This window comes from Comamonas sp. wu1-DMT (assembly GCF_040187805.1).
Classification (GTDB): Bacteria; Pseudomonadota; Gammaproteobacteria; order Burkholderiales; family Burkholderiaceae_C; genus Comamonas; species Comamonas thiooxydans.
The window spans coordinates 23142-46100 of the sequence record NZ_JBANEM010000023.1 but is presented as its reverse complement, the minus strand read 5'-3'; the positions used below and the strand labels follow the sequence as shown (position 1 = coordinate 46100).

The window sequence follows — 22959 nt, the reverse complement described above, 5'->3', positions numbered from 1 at the left end:
CTCCCGTCATGGCACGAGCAAAATCGGCTGCTGGGCGCCATGCGCTTCCAGTTGCCGGTGGGCCTGCGCGGCATCGGCCAGCGCAAACTCCTGCGGCTCGCCCATACGGAAATGCTTTTTGCGCAGCGCCTCGAACAGGCGCGCGGCCATGGCATCGCGCTCTCTGGGCTTTTTGACGAAGTGAAACACCATGGGCCGGCACACGCTGTTCGACTTCGCGGCTAGACGCGCAATCTCCAGCGGCGGCACCGGACCGGAAGACTGCCCGTACATCACCAGCTGGCCGCCGATGCCCAGACTGGCCAGCGAGGCATCGAAACTGTCCTTGCCCACGCCGTCATAAGCCACATCCACGCCTTCGCCGCCGGTCAACTGCTGCACACGCACAGCCACATCCTGGGCGCCCACGCCACGATAGCGGATCACCTCCACACAACCGGCCTGGTCGGCCTTTTTTGCCGTGGCATCGCTGCCCGCCGTGCCGATCACCATGGCCCCCAGTTGCGTTGCCCACTGGCTCAGGATCTGCCCCATGCCGCCACCGGCGGCCTGGACCAGGATCCGCGATCCCTGGCCTACCCGGGCCACCCGGTGCAGCAGCACATCGGCCGTCAGCCCGCGCAGCAGGCTGGATGCGACCAGCGCGTCGCTGAGGTCATCGGGCACGGCAATCAGCTCGTCGCCCGCAATCACGCGCTCGGCGGCGTAGATGGCATAGGCGCCAGAGACATAGCAGACCCGGTCGCCGGGTCTGAAGCGAGTCACGCCCTCCCCCACTTCGGCCACTACTCCCACGGCTTCGATGCCGGGCGTGCCCGGCAGCGCCAGCGTCTTGTACAGCCCGGAGCGCACATAGATATCGTGAAAGTTCACACCAATGCGCGTGTGTCGCACGCGCACCTGTCCAGCCGTCAGCGGCAGCGAAGCGACCGAGGCGATCTGCAGAACCTCAGGGCCTCCGTATTCCGTCATGACAATGGCTTGATGCGTGATCTGACTCATGGCTAGTGCTCCTTGCGGGTTGTAATCCTGCGAATGTAGCCTGCACCGTGCTTGTCCCTGCGCCTCGCTGCGACGCGGCAATTCCCGCACAATGCGCCTCCTGCACACCGCTATTGATTCTTCTATGTCTTTTGCCCCCCTAGGCCTGCGCGCCGAGCTTCTGGATGCCACACTCGATCTGGGTCTGCGCGACGCGACGCCGATTCAGACCGAGGCCATCCCCGCCGTGCTGGCCGGACGCGATCTCTGGGCCTGCGCGCCCACGGGCTCGGGCAAGACCATGGCCTATCTGCTGCCCCTGCTGCAGGCCTGGCTGGCGCAAAAGCGCAGCCACACCGGCTTTGTGCGGCCTCTGGCCACCCTGATTCTGGTGCCCACGCGCGAGCTGGCCCTGCAGGTTCATGAAAACCTGAGCGACATCACGCGCCAGTTGCGTGAGCAACCACGCAGCCGCGTGGTCTATGGCGGTGTCTCCATCAACCCGCAGATGATGCAGCTGCGTGGCAGCGCCGACTTTCTGGTCGCCACGCCGGGCCGCCTGCTGGATCTGGTGGAGAACAACGCCGTGCGCCTGAACGCGGTGCAGCACCTGGTTCTGGACGAGGCGGATCGCCTGCTGGACCAGGGCTTTGCCGAAGAACTCAACCGCGTGCTGGCCTTGCTGCCCGCGAAACGCCAGACCCTGCTGCTCTCGGCCACCTTCCCACAGAACGTGGAAGCGCTGGCGGCCCGTCTGCTGCACGACCCCGTTCGGGTGCAGGTCGATGCCGACCAGGCCGCCGAGCATTCGGCCAGCCCCGAGAACATCAGCCAGCGCGCCATTGCCGTGGACGGCCCCCGCCGCACCCAGTTGCTGCGCCAGCTCGTCAAACAAGGCGAGAACCAGCCCGAATGGGAGCGAGCCCTGGTCTTTGTCGCCAAGCGCCACACTGCCGAAATGCTGGCCGACAAGCTCTACAAGGCGGGCATCTACGCCACCACCTTCCACGGCGATATGAGCCAGGGTGCGCGCAAGGACGTGCTCGACCAGTTCAAGGCCAAGCGCTGGCAACTGCTCATCACCACCGACCTGGCCGCGCGCGGCATCGATATCGCGCAGTTGCCCACGGTCATCAACTACGACCTGCCCCGCTCGCCCGCCGACTATATTCATAGAATTGGCCGCACGGGCCGTGCAGGGCATGCTGGTTGCGCCATCACTTTTGTAAGCCCCGCCGACACCGCACACTGGAAACTGATCTGCAAGCGCAATCAGCTGGAAATCGATCTGGAGCAAATCCAGGGCTTCGAGCCTACCGAAGCCGTCCCGCCACCGCCGGTCGCGCAGGACGGCAACGGCGGCATCAAGGGCCGCAGACCCAGCAAGAAGGACAAGCTGCGCGCTGCTGCTGCAGCCGCAAAGCAGCAGCCAGCCGATTAAGCTGCCGCGCAAGGCCGAGAACTCCCTCGCCTCAGCTCATCAAAAAGGCCGCCCCTGCGGCCTTTTTTGCGTCTGACAGAGACCGCCTTCAACCTGGCCGGACGCAGCCGCTCCCTCTTCCTGCCGCTTTTTCGACAGAGAAATCTCCAAATCCTCATAAGTCCAATTGAAGTTCAATCACCGATAGATAAGAACTATTCTTACATCAACCACATCGATAGTCATAGACATTAGGAAACATGGTTTACATGAATTTTTTAAATAAAAATTGGTAAGCCAGGTCCCTTGGCAGCACTGCGAACGCGAGCCAAGGATGTCACTGACCTGTCTGCATGCGCCTGTGAAGCGATGCGGGGGGAACGGCAATGAAATCGTTGAAAGCACTGGCAGGGTTGACCATCGTCATTGCCTGCTCCGCAGTCCAGGCCGACGAAGCCGATCAGTCTGCCGAGACCACTCAGCCCGTCGAGGTCAATCAGTCTGCCCAGGTCAGCCAGGCAGCGGGCGCATGGCATATCAATCTGCACACGGTCAGCCACCATTTCAGCGAACGGAAACATGGCAAAACATGGAACGAGGAAAACCTGGGCCTGGGCATCAGACGAGAGTTTTCCAGCAATTTCTCCGTGCAGGCCGGCTTCTATCGCAACAGCATCGACCGCTGGAGTACCTACGCCATAGGCGAGTACACGCCGCTGACTTTTGGCAATCTGCACTCTGGCGTTTATGCCGGCTTGCGCACCAACTACACAAGCCCCGTCATGGCGGCCGCCGGAGCCCTGGTGCGCTGGCAGGGTGAGCGCTACAGCGTTACGGTCCGCGCTGCACCCAAGACCTGCGGCCAATGCTCGGCTTTCATTGCGCTCGAGTTCGGCTGGAAACTGTGATCAATTTGTAAAACGGGTACGGAACCGCAGTGCGCACATTGCCAATCAGCATCATCAGCACCAGGGAGCGCGCTAAAGTGCCAGCTCACTGTGCTTTTTGATGCCCCATGCACGCAGACTCGAATTCCGCCCTCATCACCCGCCAGCTCGAAAAAAACCGCCAGGCGCTGCTGGACCTCTCCACACGCAACCGGCTGCTGAGCCTGCCTCAGGCCGCCACGGCACGCGTGCTGCATTTTGCAGATGAACGCACGGACGAGGTCTATCGCCTGCTGGCGGGCGAAAGCAAAGCCATGAGCTTTGCGCCGGCAAAGGCCGAGGAGGAGCAAGCGGCCGCAGACCCTGCAGAGGCCCAGGAGACACAGGCCACCCTCGCCCTGCCCCAGCCCGAAGAAAGCGTCGACGAGCAGCTCGATGCGCGCGGTGTGGCCCAGCGCCATCGTGACTTGAAATTGCAGACGCGCCTGTCCAGCGAGAAGCTGCAGCGCCGGCTGCTGGACATGTATTCCGATGCCCGCACCTTTATCGAGGAACAGGGCGTCAACATCTTGTTTCTGGCGCTGGGTCAGCTGCAATGGTTCGACCGCAATGCCCCCGACAAGCCGCGTTTTGCACCGCTGATTCTGCTGCCCGTGGCACTGGAGCGCAAAAGCGCGGCCGAGCGCTTCACCCTGTCCTGGTTGCAGGAAGATGCGGCGGAGAACCTGTCGCTGGCGGCCAAGCTCAAGGCCGACTTTGGCCTCGAGCTGCCCGAATTCAATGCCGGCGACGACTTCGACCCCCGCGCCTATCTGGCCGCGGTCGCCGCCATGGCTGCGGCCCAGCCCGGCTGGCAAGTGCTTCCCGACGCCATGACGCTGGGCTTCTTCAGCTTTGCCAAGTTCCTGATGTACCGCGATCTGGACACTGCGACCTGGCCGCCGGAAAAGCGGCTCGACCAGCAGGCGCTGATTGCCGCCGCGCTGCAGGACGGCTTCGAGGCACGCGAACATCTGTTCCCCGAAGACGCCGATGTGGACCAACTGATCCCCGTGGACAGCCAGCGCCATGTGGTCGATGCGGACAGCTCGCAGTCACTGGCCATCGAAGCCGTGCGCCGCGGCGAGAACCTGGTCATTCAAGGCCCGCCGGGCACGGGCAAGTCCCAGACCATCACCAACGTGATTGCAGCGGCGATTGCCGACGGCAAGAAAGTGCTGTTCATCTCAGAGAAGATGGCCGCACTGGAGGTGGTAAACCGCCGCCTCAAATCCGTGGGCCTTGGGCCTGCCTGTCTGGAACTGCACAGCCACCATGCCAACAAGCGCAAGGTGCTGGAGGAACTCAAGGCCACGCGCGATCTGGGCAAACCGCGTGTGGAGCACCGCGAGCAAATCATCCATGAGCTGAGCAACGTGCAGCAGCAGCTCAACGCACACAGCCGGACCATGCATCAGGCGCTGGCGCCCTGCACACTCACGCCCTATCAGATCCTGGGCCAGCTGGCGCGTCTGGATGCAGTGCAGATCGCGCATCTGCCCGATCTGCTGCAAGGCACACAGAACTGGTCACCCGAGGACTTTCATTCACGCCAGCAGATTGTCGAAGCACTGCGCCAGGCGGTGTCCAAGGTGAGCCCGGTGGCCAGGCACCCGTGGCGCGGCGTATGCCATCCGGCGCTGCTCAAGCTGGATGCGCAACGCTTCGCCCAGCAATTGCCGACGCTGCAAGCAATGCTGGCCCGGTTGCAGCAGGATGCTGAGCTGCTGGCGCAATCCCTGAGCGCACCGGCGGCACAGACTCTGCAGACTCTGCATGAGCAGATCACTCTGGCGCAGCAGCTCGCCAGTGCCCCGTCCATAGACCGGCAGGCCGTCGCCAACAGCATCTGGGATCAGGGCCTGGGCCAGTTGCACAAGCTGGTGGAATGCGGCACACGGTTCAGCCTGAAGGCACAGAACCTGGGCAGCAGCTTTGCCGAATCCGCCTGGACGGCGGACTGGAGTGCCCCACGCCAGAGCATCGCAGCATATGGCGACTCGCTGTTTCGCATTTTCAACAGCGGCTACCGCGCGGCGATTGCCAACCTCAAGGGCCAGCTGAAAACGACATTGCCGAGCTCACGGGCAGAGCGTCTGAACCTGCTCGACAGCCTGATCGAAGCCCAGCAACTGCGCCAGAACCTGGGCCAGCAGCAGACCCTGGGGGCAGATGCCTTTGGCAGCCTGTGGCTGGACGAGCAAAGCGACTGGGCGCAACTGCAGGCCGTGCTGGGCTGGATGGCCGGCCCCGACGGACAGGGCCGCAGTGCCGCCTTTCGCCAGCTCTATGCCCAGCTGCCATCGCCCGCACATTGCGCGGACCTGGCCGCCCGGGCCAGTGCCTCGCTGCAGGCATTCGAGGATGCTGCGCAAAGCTTGCTGGACGGCTACCGGCTCGAGACGCAGGAAGCCTTTGGCGCCACCAATCTGGCCCGCATCCCGCTGGCCGACTTTGGCGAGCGCCTTGCACAATGGGTCGCCGAGCCCAACGCCTTGCTCGACTGGACCTCGTACCACGCCACCCGTGAGCAGGCGCGTGCGGCCGGCATGGCCGTCCTGGTGCAGCAGCTCGAGAATGAATCCATTGCACAAGGAGCCCTGCCCGCCATCTTCGAGCGCGCTTATTACGAAGCGCTGCTGCGTCAGGCCACCCAGGCTCACCCCGAGCTGGTCGCCTTCAACGGCGATCAGCACAGCCAGAAAGTGCGCCAGTTCCGGGCGCTGGATCTGGAGCGCATCGAACTCGCGCGCGCCCAGTCGGCACTCTCGCATTACGAGCAGGTGCCACGCAGCGCATCCGGCATGGGCCCGCTTGGCGTGCTCAATGGCGAGATTGCGCGCAAGCGCGGCCATATGCCGCTGCGCAAGCTGTTCAAGCTCGCAGGCGAAGCCGTCCAGGCCATCAAGCCCGTGTTCATGATGAGCCCGCTGTCCGTGGCCCAGTTTCTGGAACCTGCTGCGGTCGAGTTCGATCTGCTGGTGATTGACGAAGCCAGCCAGATCGAGCCCGTGGATGCGCTGGGCGCCATCGCCCGCTGCAAGCAGCTGGTGGTGGTGGGCGACGACCGCCAGCTGCCGCCCACGCGTTTTTTCTCGCGCATGACCAGCGAGCAGGACGAGTTCGACGACGAGGACGAAGACCAGCTCATCGCCGGAGCCGCCGATGTGGAGAGCATTCTGAGCCTGTGCCTGGCCAAGGGCATGCCCCAGCTCATGCTGCGCTGGCATTACCGCAGCCGCCACCAGTCGCTGATTGCGGTGTCCAACCAGCAGTTCTACAACAGCAGCCTTTACGTCGTGCCCAGCCCCTACACGGCCCGCTCGGGCATGGGGTTGCGCTTTCACCATCTGCCCGAAGGCCGCTTTGACAGCGGCGCCAGCCGCATCAACCGCATCGAGGCCCAGACCATTGCACGCGCCATCATGAAGCACGCACAGCAGTCGCCGCAGCTCAGCCTGGGCGTGGCCGCTTTCTCGCTGCAGCAAAAAGTCGCCATCCAGGACGAGCTGGAACTGCTGCGTCGCCAGCAGCCCGAGGCAGAGTCCTTTTTTGTCGCCCATCCCAACGAACCCTTCTTCATCAAGAACCTGGAAAACGTGCAGGGCGACGAGCGCGATGTGATCTTCATCTCGGTGGCCTATGCGCGCAACGCGCAAGGCTATCTGCCCATGCGCTTCGGCCCGGTGAGCGCCGATGGCGGCGAGCGCCGCCTGAACGTGCTGATCTCGCGCGCCAAGCAACGCTGCGAGGTGTTTTCGTCCATCACCGCCGACGATATCGATCTGGAACGCGGCAAGGGCAAAGGCGTGGCTGCGCTCAAGGTATTCCTGCAATACGCGGCCACCGGTCAGTTGACCCTGGCCGGCATCAGCGGACGCGATCTGGAGTCGCCGCTCGAAGAAGATGTGTACGAAGCGCTGACGGCCCAGGGTCTGCAGGTGCAGACTCAGATCGGCATTGCGGGCTTCTTCATCGATCTGGCCGTGGTCGATCCAGAACAGCCGGGCCGCTATCTGCTGGGCATCGAGTGCGACGGCATGAGCTATCACCACAGCCGCTCTGCGCGCGACCGCGACCGCCTGCGCCAGTCCGTGCTGGAGAGCCAGGGCTGGACGCTGCTGCGCATCTGGGGCTGCGACTGGTTCCGCCAGCCGCGTGCCCAGACCGAGCGCGTCCTGGCCGCCGTCGAAGCTGCCAGGCAGCGCAAACAGGCCGAACCAGTTCAGCCGGTAATGGCCCCCCATCAGTCACAGACAGCCACAGAAGTCATAGAACGCGCAGCACGGTCCGATGCAGGAAGCGCCGAGACGGAATCGGCCGCCGGCCCTGACGACAGCCTCTACCAGGAAGCCCGCTTTGCCGTTCCCGCCGGAGAACTGCACAGCCAATCCACCGCAAAGCTGGCCCAGCTGATGCACCAGGCAGTGGAGCTGGAAGGACCGATTCATTTCGACGAACTGGTCACCCGCATGCGTACGCTTTGGGGCCTGCAACGCGCCGGCAGCCGCGTGCGCGATGCGCTGGAGCAGGCACGCCAATCGCTGCTGGCCGATGAGGCACTGGCCGCAGAGGGAGAGTTTCTCGACCTGCCGGGACGAGCGGTGCGGGTACGCAATCGCGCAGAGGTAGGCTCGGCCAATCTGCGCCGCATCGATTGCCTGCCGCCAGCCGAGATCCGTGCAGCGATTGCTCTGGCCCTCAGGAGCAGCCTGGGCGGCCAGCGCGAGGAACTGCCCGTTGCTGTGGCCCGGCTGCTGGGCCTGAGCGCTGTCACCGCGCCGGTACGCGAGCTGGTGCTGACGCAGCTCGATGCGCTGCATGGCAGCGGCGCCGTGGCATTCAACGGGACGCTGTATCGACTGCCGACCTGAGTCCTGAGTCAGTGGTCGTTGCTGACCTTGCGGTCCTCGCTCTTGGCCTCCTCCATGGCCTCGGGCTCCAGTTCCTCCGCCGAACGATTCAGGTGCACAAACACCCCCCAGCCGACCATGAGCATGCCGACGGCAATGACCAAGGCGGCGGAATACAGCAGCTTCTCGGGCTGCTCCTGGGCCTTGAAGGTGGCGACCAATCCCTCGACGGCCAGGGCGACCACCAGCACCACCATAAAGCGTGAGAGAAAGCGACGCACTCTTGTCGGGCCGCTGATATGGGCGTCGCGCACCACCTCTTCTTCAATCACGGTCTGGGAAATCTGCAGAGCCACCACGCCTGAGGCCAGAATGCCCAGCGCCTCCACCACATGCAGCGTGGCCTCCGGCTCCAGACCGGCAGCAATTACGGCCCAGGCCTTGGTGACCGCCATCCAGATCAGGCACAACGCCGCCAGGCCGAACAGCAGGGCAATCAGCGAATGGGTCAGGGTGTAGAGCCAGTGAACAAACTTCATGAGCAACTCCAGGACCGTGTTGACGATCCATCGCCGCCCATGCTTGCAGACTTGATCTGGCCGCTTCGTAGGACAGTCAAGAAAACTGCTGACTCAATGCAAAGAGTGCCCTGTTTGCCCTGAGCACTCCCCAAATCTGCCTACTATTGGCATATGCCTCGCCAGAACACCAGTCCCGCAGAGTTTCCGCCCGCCATTCTTTTGCAGATAACGCAGCTGGCCCAGCACATCGTGGCCCTGCGCAAGAGTCGGTGCGAAACACAGACGCAGTGGGCAGAGCGGCTGGGTATTTCCCAGCCCACCATGGCACGCATAGAGCGCGGCGACCCGGCCGTGGCCATGGCGACCTATGTGTCCTGCCTGTGGCAGCTCAATCCCGAGCTGGACCTGACCCGGTTGCTCGCACCCAAGGCTCCAGCACTGGCACCCGCATCCCGCTCGGATGCCCCCTGCCTAGACAGGAAAAGAACTGCGGCGCCAAAGAGGACCAAGTCCGCTGCCGAACCTGCCGTCGAGACCGCGAACCACGATGAGCAACAGGCGCAGATCGAGCGCAATTTTGCTGCCGCCAAGGCCGCTCTGGATTTCTTCAAGAGCCCTCTGTTCTGATCGGCTGGCCGAAAGCCGGCTGCTTCCGACAGAACGCCGCAAGCCCATCAGTCTCCGAACCGCTCCCGGTAAGCCACAGGCGTGATACCCAGCTTGCGCACGAACAGATGTCGCAGCGCTTGCTCCGAGCCCAACCCGACCTTGGCGGCCACGGTCTTGAGGGGCACAGAGCCCAGATTCTCCAACAGCTGCTTGGCCCGCTCCAGGCGAGCGTTTTCCACAAAGCTGCTGGGACTGCAGCCGGTCTCCTGCTGAAAGACGCGGCGAAAATTGCGCTCGCTCATCGCCGCCTTGCCCGCCAGCAGCGCCAGCGGCATGGGCTGGTCCAGGTGCTCCAGCACCCACTGCTGAGCGGCCTGCACTGCGCTGTGCTGCGTGGCCTGTGCGGCCAGGGATACGCTGAACTGCGACTGGCCGCCAGGGCGTTTGAGATACATGACCAGATCGCGCGCCACCTGCAGTGCCAGCGCATGGCCGAAATCATGCTCCACCACCGCCAGTGCCAGATCAATGCCGGCAGTGACACCGGCCGAAGTCCAGAGCTGACGCATGCCGTCGCTGTCCTTGATTTCGTCGCACACATAGATCGCATCGGCATCCACCTGCACCCGCGGATAACGCTGGGCAAGCGCCCCGGCCACACTCCAGTGCGTGGCCGCGCGGCGATCATTGAGCAAACCGGCTGCTGCCAGAAAAAAAACTGCCGCTGCACAGCGCGATCATGCGCCCGACCCCGGGAGCCACTCGCGCCACCCAGTCCACCAGCTCGGGCGAAGCCGCCAGCACTTGCTCGATATGGCGCGCACCCACCAGCAGCACCGTGCACCCCGTGCCCTCGGCCTCGACCTGCGCCAGGGTATGGCTGGCCTGCAAGCCCATCAAGGTGTCCGAGGGCACCAGACCGGCCTGTGACGCCACCACCCGCACCACATATCCGTCAGGCAGGCCTTTGTGCCGCAGATGCACATTGGCATAGTCAAACACGGACATGGGGCCTATGGCCTCCAGCGCCTTGAAGCCGGGGTAGACAACCAGATCGACGCGGTGGGCGCCAGCGTGATGGTGTTCCATACAAAAACAGAGCAGTTCGAGCATATACAACCAGCGCTGCAGGCACTTGCAGCGCACGAGCCTCGACTATACGCAAGCCCTCTCGGCAGCTAGTGCAGGCAGTCGCATCCACTGCTAAAGTCCGGGGCTTCTGCCCCTTTTTCCGCCCATGATTCCCGGACCTCTTTTTACCCTGCCCATGCTGTTGCTGCTGCTCGCCCCCCTGGTGGCAGCCGGCCTGAGCCTGTGGCTGCTGCTGCGCGGGCTGTTCTGGTGGCTGCGCCATAGACACACGCCCGCCTCCGAGCGCCCGCCGTTCTGGCACTGGCCCGTCGTGGTGGTGGCCATATTGGCCCTGGCCGGCGATCTCTGGGGCCTGGTGCTGGCGCGCAAGCTAGTGCAGATTGAAGAGGCCGTGACGCTGCGGGCCCACTATCGCGAAAGCCGACAGCGCTTCGTGCTGCCCGAGGACTTCCGCTATGGGGAGCAGCTATTCCCCAAAGGCACCTTGATCAACCGCTACGACGCCTTTGACAACGGCGAGCGCCAGCGACCGCTTGGCCTGCGAGGACTGAGTGCGGCGCGCTTTACGCAACCGGTGCAAATTGCAGGTGCCTGGGTCAGCGCCATCGGCAACGGCGTGTTGGAGCTTGCCCGCGACCAGCGCCTCGGTCCGGTGTTCCACTTCGATCCCGACGTCAACCCGGGTTATGGCGCCTGGGTGGTCGACCCGAAGCGCTCCTATCTGGAATGCCGCAAGGGCGATATCGCCAGCCTGCATGTGCCCTTGATCGACTATGACATTCAGGCCGAGTTTCTGGTCGGCGCCCCCGACGGCCCCGAGGCGCGCTACCGTCCCAGTCAATGGGGCTTCATCGATTGCCAGGAGGGCAAGCCCGCCATTGAGGTGCAGCCGGCCTATGACGGCCCGGCACCACCGGACGCACACCTGCCGGTATGGGGGACGCTGATACCGAATGAGGATTGAGCTGGAGACGCTAGGCGCGCCAATACTCCGTGCTGCCCGCGATGATCCGACTCGGGTGTGACGACCAGGTCCTCCCCGATCAATGCTGCAACGCATGCTGCCCGAACCGCCAGCAAGAACGCGGTCAAGTTGCTGATGATGTTCAAGGGCCCGCCAGCGGCAGGATGGACGCCGGCCATGCCGTCCCTATGATGGCGCCTCAGCCGGAGTGCAAAGCGGCTGATCAGGATTCATGGCATCGCCAGCCGACAGAAGACGATCCCGCGAACCATGTGACATTCGGCCAAAGAGCCGCCATCTGCGGCCACGAATTTCCATAGGGCGACGGGATCGCCTACATTCACACTTCACAACCGGTGCGCCCAGTCAGGCCTCGGCCCTGCCCCGGGCAGCCACCGCATCCTCAGCCTTCCAAGAAAGACCTGCCCATGAAATCCCGCGCCGCCGTAGCCTTCAAAGCTGGAGAACCCCTGCAAATCGTCGAGATCGACGTCGCGCCGCCCAAGGCTGGCGAGGTGCTGGTCAAGATCACCCATACCGGCGTCTGTCACACCGACGCCTTCACCCTGAGCGGTGACGACCCCGAAGGCATCTTCCCCGCCGTGCTGGGTCACGAAGGCGCAGGCATCGTGGTGGAAGTGGGCGAAGGCGTAACCAGCGTCAAGCCCGGCGATCATGTGATTCCGCTGTACACCGCCGAATGCGGCGAATGCCTGTTCTGCAAGAGCGGCAAGACCAATCTGTGCGTGGCCGTGCGCGCCACCCAGGGCAAGGGCGTGATGCCCGACGGCACGACGCGCTTCAGCTACAAGGGCGAGCCCATCTATCACTACATGGGCTGCTCGACCTTCAGCGAATACACCGTGGTTGCTGCCGTCTCGCTGGCCAAGGTCAACCCCGATGCCAACCCCGAGCAGGTCTGCCTGCTGGGCTGCGGCGTGACCACCGGTCTGGGCGCAGTCAAGAACACTGCCAAGGTGCAGGAAGGCGACACCGTGGCCGTGTTCGGCCTGGGCGGCATCGGCCTGGCCGTGATCCAGGGCGCCAAGCTGGCCAAGGCCGGCCGCATCATCGCCGTCGACACCAACCCCGGCAAGTTCGAGCTGGCCAGGACCTTTGGCGCCACCGACTGCGTGAACCCCAAGGACTTCGACAAGCCCATCCAGCAAGTGATCGTCGAGATGACGGGCTGGGGCGTGGACCACAGCTTTGAATGCATAGGCAATGTGGACGTGATGCGCGCGGCGCTGGAATGCGCCCACCGCGGCTGGGGCCAGTCGGTCATCATCGGCGTGGCCGGTGCCGGTCAGGAGATCAAGACCCGCCCCTTCCAGCTGGTGACCGGCCGCAAGTGGCTGGGCACGGCCTTTGGCGGCGTCAAGGGCCGCAGCGAGCTGCCCGGCATGGTGGAAGACGCCATGGCTGGCAAGATTCAGCTCGAACCCTTCGTCACCCACACCATGGGCCTGGCCAAGATCAACGAAGCCTTCGACCTGATGCACGAAGGCAAGTCGATCCGCTCGGTGGTGAACTACGCTGACGCTTCGTAACCCCCTGAGGCGCTTCGCCTGGGCGGCCCCGCGCCTTCCCCCTTTCTCGCTTCGCGGAAGGGGGACGACACCCTCGGTGCGCGGCGGCGCTTCCTCGGTGTCTCATCGATGGCCCGCGCCAGTTTTGAAGAACCACCCAGCGCTTTTAATTTCATAGCTGCTTGCGCATGCTTTGATTCATATTTATATATAAAACAGCTGCAAACGCTTGATTGACGAGCGCAAGCAGCTTTTCTTTTAGGAGTGACTGCCATGGAACTCAAGAACGCCCACGCCTGCTTTGGCGGCGCTCAGCGCTATTACGAACACCATAGTTCCGAGATCGGCCTCGCCATGAAGTTCTCGGTCTATCTGCCGCCCAAGGCCGTGATGGGCGAGAAGGTGCCGGCCCTGCTCTATCTGGCGGGTCTGACCTGTACCGAGGAAACCTTCATGATCAAGGCCGGCGCCCAGCGCCTGGCCTCCGAACTCAATATCGCCCTGATCTGCCCCGATACCAGCCCGCGCGGCGCGGGTCTGGCGGGCGAGGCCGACAGCTGGGACTTTGGCGTGGGCGCCGGTTTCTACCTGGACGCAACCACCAAGCCCTGGGCGCTGCACTGGCGCATGGAGAGCTACATCCTCAATGACCTGCTGCCCCTGGTCGGCAGCAAGCTGCCCGTGGACCTGCAGCGTCTGGGCATCTTCGGCCACAGCATGGGCGGCCACGGCGCGCTGACCCTGGCATTGCGCCACCCCGGCCGGTTCAAGTCGGTCTCAGCCTTTGCACCGATTGCCAACCCGCTCAACTGCCCCTGGGGCCACAAGGCTTTCAGCGGCTATCTGGGCGAAGACAAGGCCGAATGGGCCAGGCATGACGCCAGCGAGCTGATGGGCGCGCAAGCCTCTGCCCCCTATCCCGCAGGCATCCTCATCGACCAGGGCCTGGCCGACAAGTTCCTGATCGAAAAGCAATTGCTGCCCGAAGCCTTCGAAGCCGCCTGCGCCAAGGCCGGTCAGCCGCTCACGCTGCGCCGGCATGCGGGCTACGACCATGGCTACTATTTCATCCAGAGCTTTGTCGACGACCATCTGCGCCACCATGCGCAGCAACTGGGCGCCTGATTCTTTGGAACGGGTTCGCGCAGCCGAGACTGCCCAGCCATAGCTGTCACCCCACACGGGCAAAAGCCGCCTGACTGCGGTTTCTTCTTGATGCGGTCCGGCGCCGGATCAGTCCTCGGAGCGCTCCGATCTTCTCGCGCGCCGCTGCTGCTCGCGCTCATCGGCACGCTGGGTCTGTACATACAGCTGCTCCACCTGTTCGCGCGCCCAGGGCGTCTTGCGCAGAAATTTCAGGCTCGAAGAGATGCTGGGATCCAGATTGAAGCAGCGCACGGGCACCCGGCGCCCCAGCTCGCGCCAGCCGTAGTAATCCACCAGATCGGTAACGATGCGCTCAAGCGTCAGCCCATGCAGCGGGTTGCGCGGTTGTTCTTGGGAAGTCATTTGCGCATTGTCGGGGAATCGCCCTCCAGGCGTCTGCTCCGGGGACAAGTGCCAGGCCGTGCAGGCCGCAGCGCCTCTCCCCGCCCAGCAATGGACATGGAAAATGCGCCACGCCAATGACATGGGTTTGGCTTTGCTGTGCGCCAGCAAGAGATCACACTTTTGGCAACCGGCCTGAGCGAAGACAGGTTCGCTTCAACGGCCATGACGAGGCGCGAAGGAGCAAAGAATGTCCAAGCAACAGCAAGTCCCCCAGACCAGGGGGGTGGCCGTGCAAATGCTGGCCACGCTCGACCTGGGCCCCGAGATCGAAGGCATGTCGGGACGCCAGCTTCGCATGCGCCTGGTGACCATGGCGCCAGGCGGCGTCTTCGGCCCGGTTCACGACCACAAAGACCGACCCGGCATGGTCTACATCCTTGAAGGTTGCATCACCGACCATAGAAACGGCGTGGCCACCGACTACGGCCCGGGCGTGGGCTGGCCCGAAGACAGAAACACCACGCACTGGCTTGAAAACCGCTGCGCCGTGACGGCGGTGGAAATTTCGGTCGACATCATCAAGCTGCAGCAGGCTCCAGGCTAGGTGCCGTCAATCCAGGTGCCTTTAAGCGGCGGCCACAGCCGGGCGGCATACAGCTCAGGTGGCGCGCGGGGCCTGCACCTCGTAGAGCCGCAGATCCCGCTGCCCGATCCCCAGCTCCGGCCAGGCGGCACGCCAGGCCTGGATATGCGCGGAGGCGAAATGTGCATCCAGCGCCGCCTGATCCGCCCACAGCTCCTTCACATGGATCAGCCCCGGCACCAGCACATCCTCGGCATAGCCGTATTCGAGACAGCCCGGCTCGGCACGCGAGGCCTCCACCATGGCACGCATGGCAGGTCGGGCAAGGGCCAGGTTTTCGGATGGCAAACGCACGGTACCCACGATCAACAGCATGTCTTCTCCTCTTGAGCACAAGCAAACATCGTAGCAAGCAGCGCCCGCTCGCACCGCCCCGGACGCAAAAAAGGGAGGGCCATGCCCTCCCTGAAACACCTTCCAGGCGTTGATGCTGATCAGCAGTCCTCAGGCCCGCATGAAGGACTCGAAATAGGCGCTCAATGCAGCGTGGTCGCCCAGGGGCAGGACCTGGGCCACATACTGATCGGGACGCACCACCACCAAAGCGCCCTGCTGGCGGTCGATGCCGCGCAGCTCGAAGATGTCCTGGCCGGCATTCTTCAGATCGGGGCTGAACACCTTTTCATAGTCGATCATTCCCAGCTGGCCCTTGGGGGGCAGCAGCAAGGCAGGCAGCGTCTCCAGCGCCACTTCGGTATATGCCTGAGGGAAGATGGCACGCAGATCAAAGATGCTGTCGATATCCTGGCCGGCCGGCGTAAAGCGGCGCAGCGGCGATGCGGTATCGCTCTCCAGGAAGCGGCACAGCGCCAGCAGGCCGGACTCGGGCTGCGTCAGGTCGCTCTGGCCTGCAAACGCATACAGGCGCCAGCGGCCATCGGCCTTGCCGCAGTGACCCAGTTGCACGGGCTTGGCATCACAGACGCGCACCACCGGTGCGGAATGGAAGCGCATGCCCACCGTGAAGCCGCTGGCCAGTGCCTGATGCGTGGCCTGCCCCGTCAGCACGGATGGCGCATAGTGCGTGCCCACGCCAGCCGTGAAGCGGCCATGCTGTTCGAAGTACTTCTGGAATTCCTTGGGGTCCACACCGCCCTGGCCGCCTTCCTTGGCTGGGTCGCTGAACATCTTGGCCCATTCGCGGTCGAAGTCGATCAATTGCTGGGCCACGACCTGGCGCTCGGACGAATAGGTGTGCAGCAGCTCGGGCGCACATTGCTTGCGCAGCACGGCGGCCAGCTTCCAGCCCAGGTTGAAGCTGTCCTGCATGGAGAAATTCATGCCCTGCCCGGCCTTGGGGCTGTGGGTGTGGCAGGCATCGCCGGCGATGAAGACGCGCGGCAGGGGCGAGTCCGGCGTGGCCACGGCATCGGCCACATCGTCATATTTGGCGCAGATGCGCTGGCCGATCTCATACACCGACCACCAGGGCACATTCTTGACGTCAAGCTTGTAGGGATGGAGCACGCGCTGGGCGGTTGCTATCAGTTGCTCCACCGTGATGTTGCGGCTGGCCACACGCTCGTCGGCATCGAGCTTGTCCATCTCCACATAAAAGCGCACCAGGTGGCCGCCTTCGCGCGGGATGATGAGCACATTGCCCTGCTCGGACTGAATGGCCACCTTGTAGCGCACATCGGGGAAGTCCGTCACGGCCAGCACATCCATCACGCCCCAGGCCTGGTTGGCCGAATCGCCGACCAGCTGGCGGCCAATGGCCCGGCGCACATTGCTGCGCGCGCCGTCGCAGCCCACCACATAGCGGGCCTGCACGGTTTCGATCTGACCGGCATGGGCGGCGTCGCATCGCTCCAGCGTCACGGTGACCGGATAGTCGGCAGCGCCGTGGTCGACCTTCACATCCAGCACTCGGCGGGCGTAGTGCGGCTGCAGACGGCTGGGCGAGTTGCGCATGCGCTCCAGATAGTGGTCGTGCACGCGCGCCTGGTTCAGGATGACGTGAGGGAACTCGGACAGACCGTCTTCCGTGTCCTGCACGCGACCATGGCGGGCGATCCGGCCGGGCTGGACGGGGTCGGGCTTCCAGAAAGTAACGTCGTTGATCCAGCAGGCCTCCTTGAGGATGGAGTCGGCGAACTCGAAGGCCTCGAACATCTCCATGGTGCGGCAGGCAATGCCATCGGCCTGGCCCAGCTCCATGGGGCCTTCCTTTTGTTCCACGATGCAGGTTCGGATATCGGGGAAGGCCGCCAGTTGCGCGGCCAGCGTCAGGCCGGCAGGGCCGCAGCCCACGATCAGCACATCGACCTGCGAGGGCACGGTCTCGGTATGGGCAGGGGCCAGCGGCGAAGCTGGAGCGATCAAGGGGTTGCCAGGACGAAAACCGTTCAAATGAAACTGCATGGAGGCCTCAAGTTCTTCAAGTGCGCAGACGCCAGTGTCTGCCCAATCATTCCGCACACAAATAGTATGTATGCATACCAAATGCATGCATCGTATTATTCGAAACTTGAAATGCCAACCCCACCTAGGGAAAACCATGATTAACTCTGCACTGCCAAACGTTGCCTCAGACAGCGCCAGCAGCCACCCCGTCTTTCCACGCCTGGAGGTGGAAACCTTTCCCGGCCACGGCATACGCCGCCTGCAGCAGGTGGCCGTGGCTGTGTTCAGCCAGGCCACCGAAGCCTGGGGCGTGACGCCGCTGCAATTTGCCGTGCTACAGAAACTGGTGCATCTGCCGGGCATAGACCAGCGCACGCTGAGCATGGAAGTGGGCTTTGACAAATCCACCATCGGCGGCGTGATCGACCGCCTGGAAGCTCGTGGTCTGCTGTTGCGCCAGCACACGGCCAAGGATAGACGCGTGCGTCTGCTGTCCCTGACGCCCGAGGGCCAGGCCCTGCTGGCGGATGCCGGCCCCTCCGTGCTGCAAGCCCAGCAGCAGATGCTGGACCCGCTGAGCGAGACCGAGCGCGAACTCTTCACACAGCTGATGCGCAAGGTCATCGAGCACCACGAGCAGCTCGATCCCGAGGCGCAGACACCCGCAGGCTGAGCCCCAACTGCATAAAAAAGCCCCGGGCCGTCAGGCCTGGGGCTTGGCTTTTCAGGGCCGGGCTCGCAACCGGGTCTGCAAGCTCCAGAACCGAGTCCTAGAACGGCATTTTTCCCGCACGCATCTCGGCCGCGATCTGCACCAGCACGGCCGGCAGATCGGCCACGCTGCGCACCACGTAATGGGCACCGGCCTTTTTGAGCTTGGCTTCGGCCACGGCGACACGGGCCTCGACCTCTTGCTCGGGCGCACAGGCAAACTCCTGCACGCTGTAGCCGACCTCGTTGCCCGACAGGCTCAGGCCCACGGTCCACATGCCTGCGCGCAGCCCCTCCTCAATGCCGGGTACGGTGTCGTCCACCTTCACGCAGGCACGCACATCGCCAATGCCCAGCGCCAGCACATTCGCCAGTGCCATGAAGGGCCCGGGGCGACCACCGGCTTCCAGCTCGTCGCCCGCCACCACATAGTCGGGCTTGAGGCCTGCGCCCTCGGCCTGCGGCAGCAACTGGTTGAGTACTTCGCGCGGGTAACCCGAGCAGGAGCCGACCTTCAGGCCCTGGGCGCGCAGCCATTGCAGCATCTGCACAGCGCCTTCAATGGGGGCCGAGAACTCGCCCACCTTGGCAATCTGCAAAGGCATGAAGCGTGCGTAGATGGCATCCACATCCTCGTCGGTCGGCGTCCGGCCAAAAGCGGCCTGCCACTGCGCAGCAATGCTTTCATCCTGCAGAAGCTGGTGGATATGGTCCCATTTGGACAGGCCCATGGGGCCGCGTGCCTGGGCCAGGGTTATGGTGATGCCAAAGCTGGCAAAGGCCTCGACAAAAATCTGCGTGGGTGCGAGCGAACCAAAGTCCACCAGCGTGCCGGCCCAGTCAAAGATGACGGCTTGCAGCGGCGACAGATCGGCAGCGGGCTGAGACAGCACCAGAGTTTCAGCTTGAGCGATGGAGTTCATGGTCTTCAGTGATGGCTTCAAGAGGATGGAAAGCGGAAACCGGTTCAGGTTCCGGGACTCAGTTCAGAGAGCGAATGAAGTTACGGCCGCGCGGGCCGCTGGCGGCTTTTTGCAGCATGGCGCTCCAGGCCTGGGGCTGCACTCCATAGTGGGCCGGATCGGTGGCAACGCCCAGCCCTTGCAGAACGCCGCGCAGATGCTCGATCGCCGCTTCAGGCGTGCTGGCGTCGAAGATGGAGAGCAAGGCCGCATCGGCCGCCGCGTCTGCGCCCAGCGCCATCTCCAGCACCAGGGGCAGGCTGAACGAACAGGCCAGGCCGTGCGGTACGCCATGCTGCAGTGTGATGTCGTAGGACAGCGAATGCGCCAGCGCGGTCTTGGTGTTGGAAAACGCCAGGCCGGCCATCAGCGCTGCCTCGGCCATCTCGCTGCGCAGCTGCGCGCTGCCCAGATCCTGCATCAGCGCGGGCAGCGTGGCCAGGGTGCGGCGGGCAGACTGCACGGCCAGCGCCATGGAGACGGGGTTGCGGTTCACGTTCCAGATGGATTCCAGCGCATGCGACAGCGCATCCAGCCCCGAAGCCAGAGTGGCACCCGCCGGCAGGCTGATCATCAGCTCGGCATCGATCACCGCGGCCTCGGGCCAGGTGCAGGACTGGTGCAGCGAATACTTCTGGCCGGCGGCCTGATCCCAGATCGTGGCCCAGGGCGTGACTTCGCTGCCGGTTCCGGCCGTAGTGGGGATGGCGATCAAGGCCTTGTGCCCTTCCTGCCCCAACTGGCCACCCTGCTTGAGCAGCGCCAGCAGGTCGGCAAACCGGCCTGAAGGCGTGTGGCAAATCAAGGCCTTGGCCGAGTCGATGGCGCTGCCGCCACCCAGGGCCACGATCACGGGCACCTCGGCATGGTCACGCTGCACCTGCTCGTACAGCGGTTCCAGCCACTGCACATCGGGATTGGGGGCAATGCTGTCGATCACGCCGCGCAGCTGCGCTCCCAGCAGCTGGCGCATGCGCTGCACCAGGCCCAGGCTTTCGGCCTCGGGGAAAGTGACCAGCAGGCAGCTGCGCCCGGCCAGCAAGGCCGGCAGCTGATCGAGACTGTTGCGACCCACGCTGATGTGCACGGGGTTGTGATAGGTCCACACGAGAAAGCCCTTTGACGTTTTTTGAGCGAAATCAGCCCTTAGCGCTTATGCAATAAGCGCTGATAGCTCATATTTTTGATGTTTTCAAGCACTGCGGTGCACACAGGCACCGCAGCGAGATCAGTGGCGAGCGCCCTGCTGTATGCGGCTGCGCAGCCAGTTCGATGCCATGTCGGCGGCAATCACCATCACCGTGATGACGATGATGCAGGTCGCGGTCTCCTGGTAGCGGAACAGCTTGAGGCTGCTGACCAGCTCGAAGCCCAGACCGCCCGCTCCCACCATGCCCAGCACGGTGGCCGAACGCAGATTGACCTCGAAGCGGTAGAGCACCACGGCAATCCAGGCGGTGATGACCTGAGGCACCACACCGAAGGCGATGATCTGCAGCTGGCTGGCGCCGGCGCTGCGCAGAGCCTGCAGCGGGCCATCGTCGATCTCCTCGATCGCCTCGGCAAAGAACTTGGCCAGCATGCCCATGCCGTGCAGGGCCAGGGCCAGCACGCCGGGAAAGGGCCCCAGGCCCACGGCCGAGACAAATACCAGCGCCAGAATCAGCTCGTTGATGCTGCGGATCACATTGAGAAACTGGCGCGTGATGCGGCGCAGCCAGTGCCAGCCGTGCAGATTGCTGGCGGCAATGAAAGACAAAGGCAGGGCCAGAATCACGCTCAGCAAAGTCCCCCAGATGGCGATCTGTATTGTCTCCAGTGCCGGTGCCCACAGGCGCGGCAGCATGCTCCAGTCCGGCGGCACCGAGCGCGAGAGAAAGTCGCCAATCTGCGGCATGCCGCCCGCCAGCTCGCTCCAGCTCATCTGCGCGCCCGCAGCGCTCCAGTGCAGCACCCAGCCGATGGCCAGGGCCAGCGCGGCATAGCCCAGCCAGCCGCCCGTGCCTTGCGGGCGTGCGGCCGTCCATTGCCAGCGGTCTGGCTGTTTCAGGCTCTGACTGTTCATTGCAGACCTCCTGCGACCGCAGCGGGCGACATCGCCCCGGGCAGCCAGTTGCCGGCTGCGGTGCTGCTGACATGCAACGCACCGCCCTGCTCTGCCGCATGTCCGGCGGGCTGCGGCTCGCCGCTGTAGATGGCGTTGAGCGCAGCCTCGTCCAACATCGCCGGTACGCCGTCAAACACCATGCGCCCTTGCGACAGGCCGACGATGCGATCGCCAAACTCCCGGGCGTAATCAACCTGGTGCAGATTGCAGACCACGGCAATGCCGAGCTCGCGCGTGGCATCGCGCAGATACTGCAGCACGCTGCGCGCGGTCTTGGGATCCAGGCTGGCCACGGGCTCGTCGGCCAGAATCAGCTGCGGCTGCTGCGCCAAGGCACGGGCAATGCCCACGCGCTGCATCTGCCCGCCCGAGAGCGCTTCGGTGCGCTCATCGGCCTTGTGGGCCAGGCCCACACGCTGCAGGCAGGCATCGGCCAGTGCGATATCGCTTTGCTTGAACAGCTGCAGCACCGAGGCCAGCGTGCCGACCTGACCCAACCGCCCCGTGAGCACGTTCTTGCGCACCGACAGGCGCTGCACCAGGTTGTGGTGCTGAAAGACCATGGCCACATGGCGGGCCAGCTCGCGGCGCGAGTGCCTGCGCATCAGGTCGATGCCGCCCACCTGCAGCTGGCCGCTGTCGGGCTGATTCAGCCCGTTCATGCAGCGCAACAAGGTGGACTTGCCGGCACCCGACAGACCTAACATCACCACGAACTCGCCGGCCTTCACATCCATGTCTATGCCATTCAGCACATGGTTGCTGCCATAGCTTTTGCGCAGATTGCGGATGCTGATCATTTCATCTTCCCGAGGTCCAGATTCAGCGCCTTGGCAGTCTGGCGCACCACGTCGTAGGCCTGATCGCTGGTGGGCGCAAAACCGTTGAGCTCGCCACGGTCGCCCCAGGGCAGGCCCTTGATCTCGGCCAGTGCCGCAGCCACTTTCTTCTTGGTGGCTTCGTCCAGATTCTTGCGCCAGGCCATGGGCGACTCGGGGATGTCCTTGGAGCGCCAGATGACCTGGAAATCCTCGGCCTTCACATGGCCCTTGGCCACCGCCGTCTGGAAGATGGGATCGGCCACGGCCGCCGCATCCACCTTGCCGTTGGCCACGGCCATGATGCTGGCGTCATGCGAGCCCGAGAAGATCACGCGGGAGAAATACTTGTCGGTATCGATGCCCTCGCCCTTGAGGCCGGCCTTGGGAAACAGATGGCCCGATGCCGAGCTGGGATCGACAAAGGCAAAGGTCTTGCCCTGCAACTGGGGCACGGTGCCCAGGCCCTTGTCCTTTTTGCTGATGATGATGCTGTTGTACGAGCTCTTGCCCGACTTCTTGGCCACGGGAATGGCAAAGGCCTCGGCATTTGCCAGCTGGCTGGCCAGCACATAGGAGAAGGGCCCGAAGTAGGCCACGTCGATCTTGCCCGAGCGCATGGCTTCGATCACGCCGTTGTAGTCATTGGCCACAAAGGGCTTGATCTTCAGCCCGGTCTTGGCGGCCAGCTGGTCCATGACCTGCTGGCTGGCGCGCATCATGGCCTGGGCATCCTCGGAAGGGACCAGGCCCACGCGCAGCTCGGTGGGTTGCTGCGCCATGACGCCGGTGGTGGCGGCCAGGGCCAAGCTGGCGGCTGCGGCTTTAAGCCAGGTGTTGCGGGTCATCGTCATGGATTTCATCCTTTGCAAGTGCGTCAGTAGAGTGCGGCTGAGCTGCCGCCATCGCACCGTCACTGCAGTGCGTTGACGCAAATATTAGGGACGACATATGACTGTCATGTGAAGGTTTCAGAATCAGTTTTG

The 22959-nt window shown here is 63.9% G+C and carries 19 protein-coding genes and 1 pseudogene; 9 read left to right on the top strand and 11 right to left on the bottom strand.

Going from position 1 to position 22959, the window contains the following annotated elements:
• Positions 1-6 precede the first annotated feature (6 nt).
• Positions 7-1002, bottom strand: a complete 996-nt coding sequence (locus V8Z78_RS23565) for a quinone oxidoreductase family protein (protein ID WP_046462703.1) — start codon at positions 1000-1002, stop codon at positions 7-9.
• 124 nt (positions 1003-1126) lie between these two features.
• Between V8Z78_RS23565 and V8Z78_RS23560 the strand changes: the two genes are divergently transcribed.
• The 3 genes from V8Z78_RS23560 (at position 1127) to proA (ending at position 8201) form a co-directional block, all read left to right on the top strand.
• Positions 1127-2422, top strand: a complete 1296-nt coding sequence (locus V8Z78_RS23560; protein WP_057092812.1) for a DEAD/DEAH box helicase — start codon at positions 1127-1129, stop codon at positions 2420-2422.
• Positions 2423-2787: 365 nt separating this feature from the next.
• Complete coding sequence (locus V8Z78_RS23555) at positions 2788-3309, top strand: hypothetical protein (protein ID WP_046462701.1); 522 nt, start codon at positions 2788-2790, stop codon at positions 3307-3309.
• Positions 3310-3416: 107 nt separating this feature from the next.
• Positions 3417-8201 (top strand): anti-phage protein ProA, encoded by a 4785-nt coding sequence (gene proA, locus V8Z78_RS23550; RefSeq protein ID WP_349732260.1) that lies wholly within the window; start codon positions 3417-3419, stop codon positions 8199-8201.
• Positions 8202-8209: 8 nt separating this feature from the next.
• Here the strand turns inward: proA and V8Z78_RS23545 are convergent, their stop codons facing one another.
• Complete coding sequence (locus V8Z78_RS23545) at positions 8210-8719, bottom strand: hypothetical protein (protein WP_003063591.1); 510 nt, start codon at positions 8717-8719, stop codon at positions 8210-8212.
• A gap of 153 nt (positions 8720-8872) precedes the next feature.
• On the opposite strand from V8Z78_RS23545, the gene V8Z78_RS23540 reads away from it, so the two are divergent.
• Positions 8873-9328: a helix-turn-helix domain-containing protein gene (locus V8Z78_RS23540; RefSeq protein WP_179626591.1), complete on the top strand. Its 456-nt coding sequence runs from the start codon at positions 8873-8875 to the stop codon at positions 9326-9328.
• 47 nt (positions 9329-9375) lie between these two features.
• Here V8Z78_RS23540 and V8Z78_RS23535 read toward each other — a convergent pair.
• Positions 9376-10399, bottom strand: a pseudogene (locus V8Z78_RS23535) (GlxA family transcriptional regulator).
• Positions 10400-10547: 148 nt separating this feature from the next.
• On the opposite strand from V8Z78_RS23535, the gene V8Z78_RS23530 reads away from it, so the two are divergent.
• The 3 genes from V8Z78_RS23530 to fghA all read left to right on the top strand — a co-directional run bounded on the left by V8Z78_RS23530 (position 10548) and on the right by fghA (position 14020).
• Positions 10548-11366, top strand: coding sequence for a hypothetical protein (locus tag V8Z78_RS23530; RefSeq protein ID WP_229227459.1), 819 nt, complete (start codon positions 10548-10550; stop codon positions 11364-11366).
• A 428-nt stretch (positions 11367-11794) separates the two neighbouring features.
• Positions 11795-12916: an S-(hydroxymethyl)glutathione dehydrogenase/class III alcohol dehydrogenase gene (locus V8Z78_RS23525; RefSeq protein WP_003063597.1), complete on the top strand. Its 1122-nt coding sequence runs from the start codon at positions 11795-11797 to the stop codon at positions 12914-12916.
• Positions 12917-13168: 252 nt separating this feature from the next.
• Entirely contained in the window at positions 13169-14020 is an 852-nt protein-coding gene (fghA, locus tag V8Z78_RS23520; protein WP_003063600.1) for an S-formylglutathione hydrolase, read from the top strand.
• A gap of 108 nt (positions 14021-14128) precedes the next feature.
• Here the strand turns inward: fghA and V8Z78_RS23515 are convergent, their stop codons facing one another.
• Entirely contained in the window at positions 14129-14404 is a 276-nt protein-coding gene (locus V8Z78_RS23515) for a VF530 family protein (RefSeq protein WP_003063602.1), read from the bottom strand.
• 229 nt (positions 14405-14633) lie between these two features.
• Between V8Z78_RS23515 and V8Z78_RS23510 the strand changes: the two genes are divergently transcribed.
• A complete protein-coding gene (locus V8Z78_RS23510; RefSeq protein ID WP_279089711.1) occupies positions 14634-14990 on the top strand; it encodes a cupin domain-containing protein in 357 nt (118 codons plus the stop codon).
• A 54-nt stretch (positions 14991-15044) separates the two neighbouring features.
• Here the strand turns inward: V8Z78_RS23510 and V8Z78_RS23505 are convergent, their stop codons facing one another.
• Both V8Z78_RS23505 and V8Z78_RS23500 read right to left on the bottom strand, forming a co-directional pair.
• On the bottom strand, positions 15045-15344 hold the full coding sequence (locus tag V8Z78_RS23505; RefSeq protein ID WP_280032464.1) for a putative quinol monooxygenase: 300 nt from the start codon (positions 15342-15344) through the stop codon (positions 15045-15047).
• A 129-nt stretch (positions 15345-15473) separates the two neighbouring features.
• Positions 15474-17393, bottom strand: a complete 1920-nt coding sequence (locus tag V8Z78_RS23500) for an FAD-binding monooxygenase (protein ID WP_349732259.1) — start codon at positions 17391-17393, stop codon at positions 15474-15476.
• A 136-nt stretch (positions 17394-17529) separates the two neighbouring features.
• Here V8Z78_RS23500 and V8Z78_RS23495 point away from each other — a divergent pair, with 136 nt between their 5' ends.
• The gene (locus V8Z78_RS23495; RefSeq protein ID WP_003063610.1) at positions 17530-18048 is read left to right on the top strand and encodes a MarR family winged helix-turn-helix transcriptional regulator; all 519 of its coding nucleotides are present in this window, start codon (positions 17530-17532) and stop codon (positions 18046-18048) included.
• Positions 18049-18145: 97 nt separating this feature from the next.
• Here V8Z78_RS23495 and phnX read toward each other — a convergent pair whose 3' ends face one another.
• The 5 genes from phnX to phnD all read right to left on the bottom strand — a co-directional run bounded on the left by phnX (position 18146) and on the right by phnD (position 22827).
• Positions 18146-19009: a phosphonoacetaldehyde hydrolase gene (phnX, locus tag V8Z78_RS23490; RefSeq protein WP_349732258.1), complete on the bottom strand. Its 864-nt coding sequence runs from the start codon at positions 19007-19009 to the stop codon at positions 18146-18148.
• Between the two features lie 58 nt (positions 19010-19067).
• Entirely contained in the window at positions 19068-20156 is a 1089-nt protein-coding gene (gene psrA / locus V8Z78_RS23485; protein ID WP_349732257.1) for an iron-containing alcohol dehydrogenase PsrA, read from the bottom strand.
• A 120-nt stretch (positions 20157-20276) separates the two neighbouring features.
• Positions 20277-21113: a phosphonate ABC transporter, permease protein PhnE gene (gene phnE, locus V8Z78_RS23480; protein WP_349732256.1), complete on the bottom strand. Its 837-nt coding sequence runs from the start codon at positions 21111-21113 to the stop codon at positions 20277-20279.
• A complete protein-coding gene (gene phnC / locus V8Z78_RS23475) occupies positions 21110-21955 on the bottom strand; it encodes a phosphonate ABC transporter ATP-binding protein (RefSeq protein WP_349732255.1) in 846 nt (281 codons plus the stop codon). Before phnC ends, phnE begins: the two co-directional genes overlap by 4 nt.
• On the bottom strand, positions 21952-22827 hold the full coding sequence (gene phnD, locus V8Z78_RS23470; RefSeq protein WP_349732254.1) for a phosphonate ABC transporter substrate-binding protein: 876 nt from the start codon (positions 22825-22827) through the stop codon (positions 21952-21954). Before phnD ends, phnC begins: the two co-directional genes overlap by 4 nt.
• Positions 22828-22959: the final 132 nt, after the last annotated feature.